This is a genomic window from Algoriphagus locisalis, assembly GCF_900116615.1.
Classification (GTDB): domain Bacteria; phylum Bacteroidota; class Bacteroidia; order Cytophagales; family Cyclobacteriaceae; genus Algoriphagus; species Algoriphagus locisalis.
In genome coordinates this window covers 62216-76979 of the sequence record NZ_FPBF01000009.1, presented here as the reverse complement: position 1 = coordinate 76979, position 14764 = coordinate 62216, and the positions used below count along the sequence as shown (strand labels likewise).

The following is a 14764-nucleotide window of genomic DNA, read 5'->3' as shown; positions in this document are numbered from 1 at the left end:
AAAAGTATAGTTTCTATCGAAGCAAGACAACTGCTAGACTTTTTTCACCTTCAACAAAAAAGCCCTTCTGGTTTACAGAAAGGCTTTTTACAACTTAATTAGTTTTATATAAGGGATGGTAATTCTGCACTGCCAACTTCCTACTGATTACCGGAAACTATTCAACCTACTTTCCTCCAAAATTCATCTTGAAGCTCGCTCCGAATAATCCATACGTATCTCCATAACCAGTCACTTGCTTCAATTGGTAATTATAAAAGGGCATGATGACATAGTTGGCGCTTTTGGTTTCCAAAACCCGAAGGTTAACACCAAAATTCAACGTTGCGAATGGATAGAATTTGCCACTATTTGACTCTAAGGAATTGTTTTCTACCAATGCTTCTTGACGAAGCGAAACGGAGGAGTTGCCCAAAGCATCATTTGCATAAAAAGCAGACTGTACCTGAAGGGTGGACTCCTCAGTAGCATTTCCATTGAGCGCGTAAAGGTTAGAAAAACCAGCTTGTATGGAAATAGAATTGTTTCTAGTCACAGGATACTTAACGAATACTGGCACTTCTACCTGCATCTGCTGAACTTCCAGCTTATCGGTCTGTGGATATGTATTGCCAAAAGCCATCACTGTGCTCTCTTGCTTTCCATTTTGGTTGAGATAGTTGAAACCAAGTCCAGAGCCCAAAACGAGCTTGCCTGGAAGTTTAACATCTACCAGCATCCCTAGGCCTATACTAGAAGCAGTTGTGATTTGATTATCATTTTGCACAGCCCCAAAGCCTGGAGACAATCCCATACCTAGTCCTACTGATGCTTTCTCTTTTTCAATCACCGGAAAATCACTTTCAGCTATTAAAATTTCCTTTTCCGCCGGTTTCACAGGTTCTTCGGTTTTCACTGCTACTATTGTCTCTGGAGCTAGACTTTGAGTCAAAGGACTCAAGGTTTCCTGCTTTTTCTCTTCCTCTGGTTTGGTAACTACAGATTGCTCCTGTTCCTGAGAACTAGTTTTTTCAGGAACTTGCGCTACAGCCTTTTCATTGGAGAAAACAGGTAATTCAGATGAAACTTTAGGCTGTTCATTTTTCACTGGCTTTTCCACTGGCTCAGGAACAGTAGCTAAGTTTTTGGTTTCGGATGGAATAGTCTCATTTGGCGTGACCTCAGTTTTTGGAAGTGCTGGTTTTGGAGCTTGTGCTGGTTGAACACTTCCCTTCTCATTAGAATCAAAAGTACTTGAATCTAATTCAATAGGAGTTCCTGCAACTGAATTCTCATCAGTTGAATCGCTTGGATTAACCTCCTCCACTAGAGTTTCTGGCGTTTTCTCCACTTTCTCTGCAAGTTGAACTTCTGGAGAATTAGATCCTTCAATACCATTCAAATCAACAGAATTGATCCCGACTGCGATTAATAGTAGAGACGCAGCAATTCCACTTGCCCAATAGACAATAGCTTTTCGCTTGCGTAACGCACGCTTTTTCTGAAAACCTTCCCAAGCACCTAACTCGTAGGGTACAGAGGCTTCAGCTAACTTCTTTTTAAGGGAAGCAGCAATTTCTTGATCCAGCTTATCTTCCTTCATATTCTTTCAAATGTATTGATACTAATTTGCGGAGCTCAGACTTAGCTCTGGCGAGATAAACTCTCGAAGAGCTCTCCGTCAAGCCTAGCTTTTCGCCAACTTCTTTATGACTATATCCCTCAATCTCATAGAGATTGAAAACCATTTTATGATCCTCTTGTAATAGATTGAGTAGGTTGATTATGTCCTGAAATGCGAGATCTTGAAGCGCATTTACCTCGTGAAATACACTGGTTTCTTCCGAGACATCCGTTTGATTCTGAAACTTTTTCTGTTTGCGGAAATAGTCAATAGCAGTATTTACAGTGATTCGCCTAAGCCAAGCTTTGACCGATTGAAAGTCATCAAACTTATTGATTGATCCGAAAAACTTCATAAATGAATCATTCGTGATCTCGTCCGCTAGTGCCTTGTCTTTGGAATAGGACAGACTGATTCCCATGACATAGCCATAGTATTTTTTATAGAATACCTCTTCGTACTTTGCCGATCGTCGTTTGCAACCTTCGATCAGCTCCTGATCAGTCCACTTCAATTCAAACCTATTAATCTATGGTTTACGACATCCAAATTGGAGTCGGAATTATCTTTCCAAACTATTCACCTAGCACCTATTCAACGGTTATTAGCGATGAATTCTTCTCTTCTATAGTTCCAATTTCTGAATTAAACTCATTCTTTCTTGCTGAGTTCATACAGTCTGCTATCTCCTCTAAATTCTGAGGATAACTGGAATTCATTGCAAAATTACTCGCTTCAGCCACAAATCCAGTTCTCATTTTGACTGAGTCATTCTCGGAGCCAGCATTGAGTGCGCTGCTCGCAAATATCAAAATCAAATAGGTTCGTAGAAGGGTTTTCATCTTGCTTTATTACCCTGACGGAAATAGTAAATGAAATGCTACAGTGGTGAGAAAAATAATTTCGAAGAAAAAATAAACGAAGACCCCAAATATTCTTGGTTTACATCTTTATGCCTTGTGTTTTACAAAAAACTGATGAAAGTCAGCCGATCTCCTGAGCTCTAGCAGGCAATGGGGCGAGGCTTAGCTCTAGTTTTACTTTTTCAAAATGTACGAAAATCTCTCCCTATTACAATGCCAAATTCCACCACAGCACATAGTTTCCACATCCCAGTTATGGGACTTGGATATACGGTAGATACTCCGATCAAAGTTGCCAAGTACGGCATCTCCAGTGTAATCTCCATCATGGATGATCACCTGCTCGAAGACATGCGAAAAATCTACTCAACTAAGTATGTTCGGGAGTTCATTCCCATCTTAGATTCAGAAGATGATTACCGTGCAAAGCGAATCACAGCTTACCTGGATTTAACCCAGTCAATCATAGAAGAACAATTCAAGATATTGGTCAATGAGGATTGGAAATCAAATTCAGAATTCCGAAAGTATCTGGAGCTCCTGCCTGAAAATTCGCCTATCATTAGCCAGTTGGAAAAATTAGAAAGCAGTTCTGAATCGGAGAAATTTCAACTCAAAGAGGAATTAAAATCCATGATGAACATTGGAGCTGTGGATGTGAATATCATGACCAAAGTGGACAAGATAAACTCTGATAAATCGGGAAATGAATTACCCCGGGAATACTCGGATGCATTGTCTGCACTTAGAGGCTTTGCAAAAAGTAAGGCAAAAGGATCCGTGGTTTTTTCAGCTGGAATGAACCCAGCACTATTCAGTTACGTCGAGCAATTCTCTGAGTTTTTCCCAAATCAATTTGGAGAAATTCCGAAAGGAATTATCCTAAAAGTGAGTGATTTCAGATCAGCTTTGATCCAAGGAAAATTCTTGGCGAAGAAAGGACTTTGGGTTTCGGAATTCAGAATCGAATCCGGATTGAACTGCGGCGGACATGCTTTTGCCACAGATGGATTTTTGATCGGACCGATTTTAGAAGAGTTCAAAACCAAGAGAAATGAGCTTTTTCAAATACTTTATGAAACATGCCAAAAATCGCTGGAAAGCAAAGATTTAAACACACTTTCAAAAAGTCCTACTTTCAAGATAACTTATCAAGGAGGAATAGGAACAGCAAGTGAAGACAGCCTCCTTCGGGAGTATTACGAGCTCGACGGAACTGGCTGGGGAAGCCCATTTCTTTTGGTTCCTGAAGCTACTTCAGTCGATAACGACACGCTTGATAGACTTCTCAAATCAAGAAAATCCGACTACTACCTCAGCGATGCTTCACCCCTTGGAGTGCCTTTCAATAACCTTCGAACTTCCTCTGGTGAAGAGCAGCGACTGGAGAGAATTGAGAAAAACCGCAGCGGGAGTCCTTGCTACAAGAAGTTCCTTTCCAACAATACTGAGTTCACAGAGAAACCTATTTGCACTGCTTCCAGACAGTACCAAATTCTCAAAACCAAGCAATTTGAAATGGGAGAAATAGAGGTTGATGAATTGGAAAAAGTGCAGGCAAAAGACTGCCTTTGCGAAGGTCTCAGCGCGCCGGCGATTTTGGCAGCTGGAGAAACGCCACGTCGAAATCTCAGAGCTGTAACGATATGTCCCGGGCCAAACTTGGCTTACTTCAAAGGGACCTTTTCACTTAAGGAAATGACAGACCATATTTATGGTAAGTTCTCTTTGAAATTGGACACGGAAAGGCCTCATTTCTTCGTGAAAGAATTACAGCTTTATGTGACTTATTTGAAGAAAGAATTCGAAACAAAATTCACTGAAAAGATAGTCAAGAAAGAAGCATATCTGGATAAATTCCGAAACAATCTGATCGAAGGAATTGGCTACTATCAAGAAATAATCAGCTCGGTTCAGGTCGATTCCGAAGATATTTTGCAGAAAATGAAAGGACAGTTTATGAGTTTGAAAAAAGAAATAGAATCATTCAGCTTACCACTTAATGCGGAGATTGTTTGAGATGAAAAATAGTTATAAAGTTTAGAAATTAAAGTCTATATGGCTGTAATTACACGAACAGCGGCATGGGTGACCCACAGCTTGGTTTGCAAATAGCTAGATTACACAAAATCAATTAACTGATAGTTAGTCTGTCGCATCTTGATTTCACTTCATACATTTTACTTTTTACCTCTTACGAACCATACTTATTACCTTCTACAAACCTTACGAATCACCACTTACATGTGCATCCATCACTCTGCCTTCAAAATAGCAGCTGGGTTGGCCTTCACTATTTTCCAAATCTGCGAACCAACAGTTCCAGCGACGACTAAGAGCAAAAGCAGCAAACCTGTGCCTATAGGTAAAACACCCACACCGGAGTGGAAAGCAAAAAAGGTATCCAAAAAGCTGGAGATAATCAGGATAGAAAATGTTCCTCCCAATACTCCTGCAATCCCCCATATGATCAAATAGCGCTTGAATAATTTCGCTGAAATATCTCCCCAATTAGCCCCAAAGACCTTCCTGACGCAGTAATCTTTGATATGAGAGTTCATATTCAGGGAAACCAATCCAAATAGTCCCAAAGCCGCGAGAATTACCGCCAGAATAGCAGAAAACAAGATAATATTCCTCACTCCCTGTACGTCTGAAAACTCACGGTCAAATACCTCAGTTTGCAATTTCCCTTGAAAAAGGCCTCTTGGGACTGTTTCGTGCCAGATCTTTTTCACCTCATTCATAGAAGATTCTGCATTCCCAGCGCTCATCTTTAGGGTTAAGTAATTAAAAGTGGTATCTGGGGAAGCTCGGATGACCATGGGGTCAATTGCTTCCTGAAAGAAAATCGTATGAAAATCCTCCACTACTCCTACTACGTTGTAGTCCAAACTATCCAATATGATCTTTTCCTCCAATGGAAATGTCAATCCAAGCTGATCCAGAAAAGTCTGATTGACAAGTACCGACTCCTGCGTATCAGAAATTAAATCCGGGTCAAACATCCGTCCCTGCTTCAATTTCAAATCCAGTAAATCCGGATAAGTAGCTTCAGCATTGAGCAGGCTTATTTCATACTTTTCATTATTGAATTCCAAGACTTCTTCCCGGATCCAATCTCCCACAAAATCCTGGCTGCCACTGATCTCATCGACCGATGCCAGTGCGGAAAACTTGTTTTTGAGTGGCAAATAATCGGCTTTATCTGGGACATTCACGATGATCTTATCTGCACTGTTATAGCCCCAATCACGGTTCGAATTAATGTAATTGGTCTGCACAAATGCAATTCCAGCCACAATACTGATGATTGCAAGCGTAAACTGGAAAGTCAGCAATACACTGGTCAGAATGCTTTTGCTGCCGATTTTCTGATTGCCTTTAAGAATATTAATCGGCTTAAAGGAAGAAACATAAATCGCCGGATATAAACCTGAAACAAGCGTAACGAAAATCAACATTCCGCCTAAGAACATCCAAATGTTAGAATCCCGCAACAGGTCTATCTTGAGGTTTTTGGAAGCTATTTCATTGAATCCTGGCAGGAATATAAATGCCGCTAAGAGGCAACCCAGAAATAAAGCAAAGAAACAAACCATCAAGTTTTCACTTAGAAACTGCCACACCAGCTGACTTCTCCTGCTGCCGATGACTTTTCGCACGCCTATCTCCTTTAATCTCCGGCTTGCCATCAGCACTGAGATGTTTATTTAGTTAAAGACTGCCAAAATCAGAATAAACAAACCGATTGAGCCTAGGAGGATTTGGGGTCCCAAACCCAAAAAATCTCTCACTCCATTTTCAATCTCATCAACCTTATAAATCAAATCAGAATAGGCTACCAGCCCCATATTTAGGTAGGGTTTATCAGGATTAATTTGATTTTGAATATCAGTCAATTCCTGTAATCCAGAATTGAACTGAGAAATATCTTGCCCTTTATTAAGCTGTATGAAAGTCCAGAGTTCAGAATTCCACTCGTCCTCCAGCGACATATCCTCAGTACTATACGGGTGCGACTCAATATTCACCAAAAGGTCAAAATTGAACATATCCATATCATTGAGCTCAGCCAAAACGCCGCCGACTTTATAGAGTTTTTCCTCGCCATTGACTACCAATTCCAACTCCTGACCTATGGGATGTGTGTCTCCAAAAAGCTTCTCTGAAAGCTCGTGAGTCAAGATTACTTGGTCTTGGTCTTTTAGCGCTCCAGCAAAACCATAGTCCATTCTATAGGTGAACATCTCCATAAAAGCCGGATCTATGTAGATGGATCGCTGCTGATAGCTTTCATTATTATATATCAAAATTGGAAAATCCCGAAGCACCCGAGTCTGATTCTGAACCTGATTCAATTTCTCTGGTATCAACTCTGAAATAGGTTCTGCAACCGATCCATAAGTCACCAAACCATTTTCACCTTCTGCAGTATAAGTCAGCTGATAGATTTCATCCTTATTTGGCTGATTTAAGCCTCTAAACCAGATTTGAGCGATAAACAGATAAGCTACCATGCAGCATCCTACAGCACATGCTAAACCAAACACAGAAATAAAAGTGATCCCTTTTTGCTTGATAAGGTTTCTCCATCCGATTTTAAAATAGTTCTTTAACATAGCTCCTTGGGAAAATGTATGGTAGGTTGATTTTGTACGCTTGATATTTCTCCAGCGGAAAAAGCTGAGCACATGGATTGCAAATCTGAACTGGGCGAACCGAAGTCCTTTTTCCTCCAAGTCCATGTAAAAAAGTTCATAAGCATCACCCTGTATCTGCTCCAATCGGTTGGGATTACAGTAAAACTCCAGAAAGCGATCTGGCCATTTTGGTGGATGATGTTTGAGCTTACTGTCCATGAGAAAAGTCTAAAGCAAGCGGTGGAAGTTGATCGTATAGTTTATTTCTCAAGCTCTTCACTTCTTCGATTGCGGATCTGCCAGTTGCAGAAAGCGTGAATAGACGCTTCCTTCTCCCTCCTCTTTCTTCAGTCGCTCCTCCCATATGGGATTTTAGAAAGCCTTTATCCTCCAGTCTGCTTAACACGGTATGGATTGCAGAGATATTCACCTTCCTACCCGTTTGATTCTTTATCTCCTCAAGCACTGCTACGCCATACGCTTCTTGATCCAAAATTCCCACAGTCAGTAGAATCAACTCTTCCAATTCACCTAAATGATAGCCTTTCATAAGTATCTATTATTATATTTACAAAAGTAAATGTAATGTATTACTTTCATATTTGTAGAATAAATAATCTGAAATAAAAAAAGACTGCCTCATCGCTGAGACAGTCTTCTGTTTCCAATGCTCATTCTGAGCTTAAAATCAGTTCTTTTTCACGATAGCTTCCAGCTCCTTTTTCATCTCAGACAAAACATCTGGTTTGTCTCCTGATAAATCTTGGGTTTCTTTTGGATCAGATTTGATATCGAAAAGTTGATCTTCCTTTGCGAAGCCAGTCGAGATGATAGGTCCCCAAGGCACCATTTCAGGACCTTCGTTAGCTGGAATCAGTTTCATCCCATCGCTTCTTAAGTAGGCAAGATTACTGAACAATGCCTCTTGAACCAAGCTATATCTGCCCTCACTCGATTCGCCTATCAAAACACCCCAATGATTTTCCGTGTCAATTGCCTGCTTCGCGTTGAACTCAACTCCCATTTTTCCAGCAAAAGATCCAAGTAAATCTACTTGGCTAAACATCACTTCAGAAGTTGAGCCAGCCTTTACACTTGCAGGCCACTTGACGATAAAAGGAACACGCGTACCCGCTTCTAACGCACTATATTTCCCTCCACTCAATTCACCAGTTTGCTTATGGTCAGCTATCAACTCTCTAGCTTGATCTACATACCCATCGTCCAAAACAGGTCCATTATCACTGGAGAAAATCACAATCGTATTTTCCTCAAAACCCTTTTCTTTGAGCAACTTCATCAGCTCCCCTACTTGCCAATCCAACTGTACAATCACATCACCACGAGGACCAAAATCAGTTGCTCCTTGGAAACGCTCATGGGCAATTCTTGGCACGTGTATATCATGCGTAGAGAAATACATGAAGAACGGTTTGTCGGATTCTTCATCGATGAAAGCAGAAGCTTTATCCACGAAAGTCTGTGCAAAGTCTTCATCTCTCCACATGGCCGCTTCTCCGCCCCTCTGATAACCAATTCTACTCACTCCATTGACAATACTGTGATTGTGACCGTGCGACCACATCATTTTCAAAAGCTCAGGATTATCCTTTCCCGTAGGACCATCACGTATTTTTTCACGATAATTCACTTCAATAGGATCAGCCAGATCAAGTCCAACAATATGATGATCCTCTACAAAAACCGTTGGCACACGGTCTCCGGTAGCTGGGATGATAAAGGAATAATCAAACCCTATTTCCAAAGGCCCCGGATTCAACTCTCCGTTCCAATCTGGCCCCTCATCACCACCTAGCCCCAAGTGCCATTTACCGATAACGGCTGTTCTATATCCAGCGCGCTGCATGACGGAAGGAAGTGTCTCTACGCCAGGACGAATCAGAGCTGAAGCATCACCAGCTGCAACTCCTCGACCTTTTGCTCTCCAAGCATATTCACCAGTTAACAAGGAATAGCGCGATGGAGTACAGGTAGCAGCTGTCGCATAGGCATTGGTGAACAACAAACCGTCCGTTGCCAGTTTATCAATATTTGGAGTAAGGATTTTTCCTCCGTAAATGGAAAGATCCCCATACCCAACATCATCGGTATAGATGATTAGGACATTAGGTTTTTCTTCTGGTGCTTCAGTGCGTGGCTTTTCCGAACAGGAAAACAGGAGACAAACAGCTAAAGCTGAAAGAAAGGATTGTCTTATTTTCATTTTAAAAACTGTAAAATCTAATTGTGTTGAATATAAACGGATAAGGCCAGAACGAGTCTGGCCTTACGTTTTATAAGAAATCTAATTAATAACCTGGATTTTGGGCTAGGTTAGGATTATCAGCTATTCTATCCAATGAGATTGGCAGATAGAATCGTTCAGGCCCGAAAGCTCTCTCAGTTCCTTCTGCATTTTTCAACGTAATCACATACTTATCTGCATCCAGATCGTAGTCAAACACCAACCCTTTCGTCCTTACCTTATCTAGGTACTGCGGAGCAATTCTCCATCTGATCAAATCCCAGAATCTATGACTTTCGAAGGCTAATTCCACTTGCCTTTCCTGTCTGATATTATCTTCTGTAGCTTCAGTTAAAGCCGGCATCCCAGCTCTATCTCTAAGTTGGTTTAAAGCATCCAATGCTTCTCCGGTTTTACCAAGATAAAACGCAGCTTCAGCAAAGTTCAACAAAGTTTCTGCATATCTGAATACGTAGAAATCCTGACCTGACCTCCCTGAAATCGGCTCCAAGTTGGTTTCATCTAGCTTTTTGCGAAGTAGCAACGCCGTGTTTCTTACATTTCTTGCATTAGCAGCGGCAGGCCATGCCTCCCCGTTTCTGTCCAATGTTCCGCTCGTCACCTTTACTCGCTCTCCGGCATCATTGGTATAAGTAGTGCTGGAGTGAAAATACACTAAGCCGCCTTGCCAAACTGACTCTGGATAGAATACAGAAGCCTTGAATCTCGGGTCCCTATTACCAAAGAAATCATCGATATCCCAGGAATTAGATTCAATCAACTCATCTCTGGAAATTTCTGTCCCCTTTCTTCCATCTACAAAATCAAAAATCTCCACAATGTCATAAAGCACAGGGAAATTTGAATTCCAGGTGGATAAAAATCCAGCAGGAGTGGCAAGATTATCCAGCGAATGACCTTTGATAATCGGTTCAAAAACTTCTGCGAAAATCACCTCATCATTTCCCTCATCCAAGAAAAGCTGGCTGAAGTTGACTGTTTTGTCATCATGCTTATTATAAAGAGAAAACATACCTGAGTCCATGATTTCCTTGGAGGAAGCATAAGCCTTTTCGTAGTATCCTTGGGTAGAACCTGGAGCAATACCTACCAAGCCATCCGCCTGAACTGTACTAAAATTTCCAATACTTGCTGCATACAAGGATGCTCTGGAAAGAAGGGATAAAGCAGCATACTTATCAGCCCTACCTGCAGCTCCTGACTTCTGATCAGGCATGGTGAGAATGATGTCGTCTAGCTCAGAAATGATAAACTCATAAATCTCTTGTTCTGTGGCTCGGGCTGGATATAGCTCCTCCTCGGGATCATCCACATTTTGAACTTTCGTGATCAATGGCACTCCACCGAATCTAATCACCATTTGGAAGTAGGTGTAAGCTCTGAGGAATCTTGCCTCAGTCATTTTTTGCAAAATATACTCCTCATCCAAAGACTCGCTCAATACAATGTTTTCGAGAAGGTAATTAATGTCTCTGATAGCATTGTATCCCCAGTAATCCAAAGGACCTGCGCCTGAAGCAGCAGTGTAGGATCTTGTATAGGTAGTGTTTGGCGTTTGCCAGTTAGCAAAATTAATATGCTCCGCACCAGCGGCTGGGATCATCCCCATGTCATTCTGAGCCTGCCCACCTAGATCAATGAACAGCATATCTTGATATACATTTGCAAGGTATGCCTCAGTTAGACTCCTATCTTCGAAAACAACCTCTTCTGAAATAAAGTCGGGTGTTTTGGTCAATTCGCTTTCGCATGATGCAAATACTGTAAGCAGTAGCATCAGTAATATTATTCTTGAATTCATGATATTCATGTTTTTTCGTTTTGACATTTAAAATCCGAGTTGAACACCAAATGACATTGTTCTCAATAGAGGCAATTTGAAGGCATTAGCACTGGTAGCTTCCTCAGGATCTACCGCATCCTTGAATATTCCCATGTTGTTAAATGACAAAATATTATCACCAGACATGTAAACATTGGCATTGCTCAAGCCGATTTTATCCAAAAATACGCTAGGCAAGGAATAGGATAAAGTGGCCGTTTTCAGACGGATGTACGTCCCATTGTACATCCAGAAATCTGAATTAACATTGTTCCAAGGTCTAACTCCATTTCGCTCAAATGCAGGCAATTGGGCATTAGGATTAGCTCCTACTCCTGGGTTGCTAGGGTCTTGCTTCCAAGTGTATTGCTCATGTAGCTCCAATGGAATCTGCTCATTACCAAATGCTGCTCGATACAACCCGGAAATGTTCACATTGAATCTAGTGCCACCTTGCCATAGCATCGCCAGACTGAAACCTCTGTAAGAAAGTCGTGGGGAAAGGGAATAGGTAATATCCGGATCCGCACCGAAACCAATCTGATGTCTATCTGCTCTATTGATAACTCCATCTCCTGTGATATCCACATAGCGAATATCTCCCGGCTTTGGACTGCCATTAATATCTTCTATAGTGTATTGCTCCAAGTACTGATCCACTTCCGCTTGGGTATTGAAGAGTCCGTCTGCCTTGTAACCAAAGGCTACATTCACCCATCTGCCACTTAGCTGGTCAAATTGTACCTGAATAGGGTCATCCATGTTGATATCTTCCTGGTAGTTTTCATAACGCTCCCTGGCATAAGCTACACCTGCACTGATATCGTATTTGAATTCACCAAAAGCACCCTGGTTTCCAATTAAAAGTTCAAAACCTCTGTTACTTCTGGAATCCAAATTCACTTGAGGCAAAGCTGCTCCAAAAGTAGAAGGAAGAGATTCCAGAGGAGTTCTCAGCAATCCATCTCTATATCTATAGAAAATGTCGAAGTTGGAATATAATTTACCATTCAACATGGTCAAATCCACCCCGGCATTATAAAGCGTCGTTTCTTCCCAAGTAATATCAGGATTCACCAGACCTGTATTGCTAATCATAGCCGTAGGCACTCCATCAAGGTAATAAACAGCCCCGGAAGCTTCTTCAAATCCAGAAAGGAAGTTAAACGAAGTATTCCCTACATTGCTATCCACACCTGTCTGACTGTATGACAAACGAAGCTTTAACTGATCTAACACTGCTGAGTTAGCCAAGAAGTCCTCTCTGGCAATATTCCAACCTACTGACACAGAAGGAAAATATCCCCAGGCATTTGACCCAAATTTTGAACTGGCATCCGCACGTAGTGTCGCTTCCAACAAATACTTTTCATCATACGCGTAGTTAAATCTACCCGCAAAACTTATTCTAGTATATTCTATGTCTCTACCTGTCCCTACACTTCTGGTCAGTTCATTTGTTCCTCCTATCTGAGGCACTTCTGTTGATAAAAGATCCGTTCTGGTCACCGTAAGATCTCTGAAAATATTGTTTTCTTTCTCTCCAAATACCAAAAATCCTATTTCGTGCTTGTCAAATGCCTTCTCATACATAGCATACGCTCTGGAAAGCAGTCTGCTATTCGGGTCATTTGCTCCACCATAATAGTAGGATCTTGAGAAACTATTTCCCAAAATCGATCCTTCAAGTGTATATCCGTCAAAATCCTCTGTAACAGCGTTAGGATCATAAGTCCACACATCGTAAGGCGTGGACAAAGATGCATTTTGCAAATTCCTTGCTCTTACGTTTACCTTACCACCTACGCTTAGTCCTTCTACAAAAGGAACGGTGTATTTAAGTTCCGCCGCACCTGTCAGCGTATGCATATCTGTCTTACTGTATCCAGCAAATTTCTGTTGGATTCTGGCAACAGGTGATCTTTCATTAAAACCAGAATATGGCGCTTTATCAGGATCAGGAAGATTTGGGTTGAAAATTGGCTGTGACGTTTGAAGGTCATTCCAAATCTGCGAAGGCTCAACGATAGAGTAATCCTTTTCTTCTTTGATGTATTGTCCGTTGATAGTCAATACCAGATTTTTGGACAGGTCAATATCCATGTTGTTAGTCAAAGTGAGCTTTTTATACTCGTAGTCTCCTTTGAAAATTCCGCTTTGGCCGGTATAGCCTATAGATGAATAATACCTTATCTTCTCGCTTCCGCCTCTGAAGCTCAGGTTGTGATTCATCATCGGAGATCCTGTATCTTTCAACACAGCATCTACCCAATTGTAGCTTGGAAGCTCACCTGATTCGTACAGGTTCAGGTTTTCTTCTGTAAACAATGTACCGTAGCTGATCGGTGCATCTGGATTTAGAGGATCGTACTGCGCATTGAATACGGCATCTCTACCCAATCGCATAAAACCGGCAGCATCTACCTGATTTGCAAAGGTGAGTCTTTTCTGAGTTGCCACATAGCCATGATAGTTCACAGACATTGATCCAGCTTTACCTCTTTTGGTAGTCACCAAGATAACGCCATTACCTGCACGAGCACCATAGATAGCTGCAGATGCGTCTTTCAATACCGTAATAGTTTCAATATCATTTGGATCTATCCTATCCAGGTAAGATTCGATTCCATCCACGATTACCAGAGGATTTCCAAAACCTCGGATGCTTAGATTTGCATTATCCTCTCCAGGCAAACCTGGATTTTGGTTGGAAATCAAACCAGGAACCTGTCCGATCAAAAGACCTTTCACATTGGTCACAGGAGTTTGAACTAATCGATCAGCTTTTAAGTCAGTTACGGAACCCGTCAGATTACTTTTCTTTTGGGTACCATAAGCCACAACTACCACCTCATCTAGATCTCCAATATCGTCCTGTAAAAAAATATCAATGTAGTTTCTGCCTCCAACTTCAATTGTTTGAGTCTGGTAGCCTACAAATGAGTAAACTAAGGAAGCACCTTCCTGAACAGTAAGAGAATACTTACCGTCTAGATCCGTCACGGTACCATTCGTAGTTCCTTTCTCAATCACCGTCACGCCTGGAAGAGGAAACTCAGTTTCATCCTTTACTACACCAGTGACTTCGATTTCCTTCTCATGATCTGATAAGAAGTTTCTTTCCAGACTCTCCTTAAAGTCCTTGCTTGATGAATGGGTAGTATTTTGGCTAGTCTCTGCTGCAATCAGCCCTTGCGCTATGCATGGGAAAAGCAGGCAATAGAGCAGACCCGTCAACAAAACCCTTTGAATACAAAGTAGTTTTTTTCTCATAATAATATAATTAAAGGTTTAGAATAAGCTAGGTAGGTGTTAGCGATACCAACTCTTAATTTAGTACAGCTGACCTATTTAGTACTTGAGCCCTAATGTAAAATAAAATTTATTTAAAACTCCCACGTACTTCAAAAAAATTTTTAACTAAGCTCTATCAGAACATGCATATCTAATTTTGATTTTTGTCAATTTGTAAGTACAAAAGGCTGTCCTGATCGATTATAACCTAATTATAGGAAAGTCAAAAAATTTAGCATAATTGCTTATTATAAACTTTCAGCACCAATTGGA

At 41.1% G+C, this 14764-nt stretch carries 10 protein-coding genes; 1 reads left to right on the top strand and 9 read right to left on the bottom strand.

What is annotated here, in order from left to right:
* Window positions 1-166 precede the first annotated feature (166 nt).
* The 3 genes from BM386_RS20910 to BM386_RS20900 form a co-directional block, all read right to left on the bottom strand.
* Window positions 167-1582 carry a hypothetical protein gene (locus BM386_RS20910; RefSeq protein WP_091697772.1) on the bottom strand — a complete coding sequence of 472 codons (1416 nt, stop codon included), beginning with the start codon at window positions 1580-1582 and terminating at the stop codon, window positions 167-169.
* Window positions 1569-2117, bottom strand: a complete 549-nt coding sequence (locus BM386_RS20905; protein ID WP_091697771.1) for an RNA polymerase sigma factor — start codon at window positions 2115-2117, stop codon at window positions 1569-1571. The genes BM386_RS20910 and BM386_RS20905 overlap by 14 nt, the downstream gene beginning before the upstream one ends.
* 76 nt (window positions 2118-2193) lie before the next feature.
* A complete protein-coding gene (locus BM386_RS20900; protein ID WP_091697769.1) occupies window positions 2194-2445 on the bottom strand; it encodes a hypothetical protein in 252 nt (83 codons plus the stop codon).
* A gap of 234 nt (window positions 2446-2679) precedes the next feature.
* On the opposite strand from BM386_RS20900, the gene BM386_RS20895 reads away from it, so the two are divergent.
* Entirely contained in the window at window positions 2680-4485 is a 1806-nt protein-coding gene (locus tag BM386_RS20895) for a hypothetical protein (RefSeq protein ID WP_091697768.1), read from the top strand.
* 236 nt (window positions 4486-4721) lie between these two features.
* On the opposite strand, the gene BM386_RS20890 is transcribed toward BM386_RS20895, so the two are convergent.
* From BM386_RS20890 to BM386_RS20865, 6 genes are all read right to left on the bottom strand, one after another.
* Window positions 4722-6167 carry an ABC transporter permease gene (locus BM386_RS20890; protein ID WP_342029153.1) on the bottom strand — a complete coding sequence of 482 codons (1446 nt, stop codon included), beginning with the start codon at window positions 6165-6167 and terminating at the stop codon, window positions 4722-4724.
* A gap of 12 nt (window positions 6168-6179) precedes the next feature.
* On the bottom strand, window positions 6180-7328 hold the full coding sequence (locus BM386_RS20885) for a permease prefix domain 2-containing transporter (protein ID WP_091697764.1): 1149 nt from the start codon (window positions 7326-7328) through the stop codon (window positions 6180-6182).
* Window positions 7318-7659, bottom strand: coding sequence for a PadR family transcriptional regulator (locus tag BM386_RS20880; RefSeq protein ID WP_091697761.1), 342 nt, complete (start codon window positions 7657-7659; stop codon window positions 7318-7320). The genes BM386_RS20885 and BM386_RS20880 overlap by 11 nt, the downstream gene beginning before the upstream one ends.
* Before the next feature lie 138 nt (window positions 7660-7797).
* Window positions 7798-9333 carry a sulfatase-like hydrolase/transferase gene (locus BM386_RS20875; protein WP_091697759.1) on the bottom strand — a complete coding sequence of 512 codons (1536 nt, stop codon included), beginning with the start codon at window positions 9331-9333 and terminating at the stop codon, window positions 7798-7800.
* Between the two features lie 85 nt (window positions 9334-9418).
* Window positions 9419-11176 (bottom strand): RagB/SusD family nutrient uptake outer membrane protein, encoded by a 1758-nt coding sequence (locus BM386_RS20870; protein WP_170857144.1) that lies wholly within the window; start codon window positions 11174-11176, stop codon window positions 9419-9421.
* A gap of 27 nt (window positions 11177-11203) precedes the next feature.
* Window positions 11204-14470: a SusC/RagA family TonB-linked outer membrane protein gene (locus BM386_RS20865; RefSeq protein ID WP_091697755.1), complete on the bottom strand. Its 3267-nt coding sequence runs from the start codon at window positions 14468-14470 to the stop codon at window positions 11204-11206.
* Window positions 14471-14764 lie beyond the last annotated feature (294 nt).

What these genes read in the sequence shown, in the direction of transcription:
- BM386_RS20870 (WP_170857144.1), bottom strand. Translation starts at nt 11,176, where the DNA reads ATGAATTCAAGAATAATATTACTGATGCTACTGCTTACAGTATTTGCA.
- BM386_RS20900 (WP_091697769.1), bottom strand. Translation starts at nt 2,445, where the DNA reads ATGAAAACCCTTCTACGAACCTATTTGATTTTGATATTTGCGAGCAGC.
- BM386_RS20885 (WP_091697764.1), bottom strand. Translation starts at nt 7,328, where the DNA reads ATGGACAGTAAGCTCAAACATCATCCACCAAAATGGCCAGATCGCTTT.
- BM386_RS20865 (WP_091697755.1), bottom strand. Translation starts at nt 14,470, where the DNA reads ATGAGAAAAAAACTACTTTGTATTCAAAGGGTTTTGTTGACGGGTCTG.
- BM386_RS20895 (WP_091697768.1), top strand. Translation starts at nt 2,680, where the DNA reads ATGCCAAATTCCACCACAGCACATAGTTTCCACATCCCAGTTATGGGA.
- BM386_RS20875 (WP_091697759.1), bottom strand. Translation starts at nt 9,333, where the DNA reads ATGAAAATAAGACAATCCTTTCTTTCAGCTTTAGCTGTTTGTCTCCTG.
- BM386_RS20910 (WP_091697772.1), bottom strand. Translation starts at nt 1,582, where the DNA reads ATGAAGGAAGATAAGCTGGATCAAGAAATTGCTGCTTCCCTTAAAAAG.
- BM386_RS20880 (WP_091697761.1), bottom strand. Translation starts at nt 7,659, where the DNA reads ATGAAAGGCTATCATTTAGGTGAATTGGAAGAGTTGATTCTACTGACT.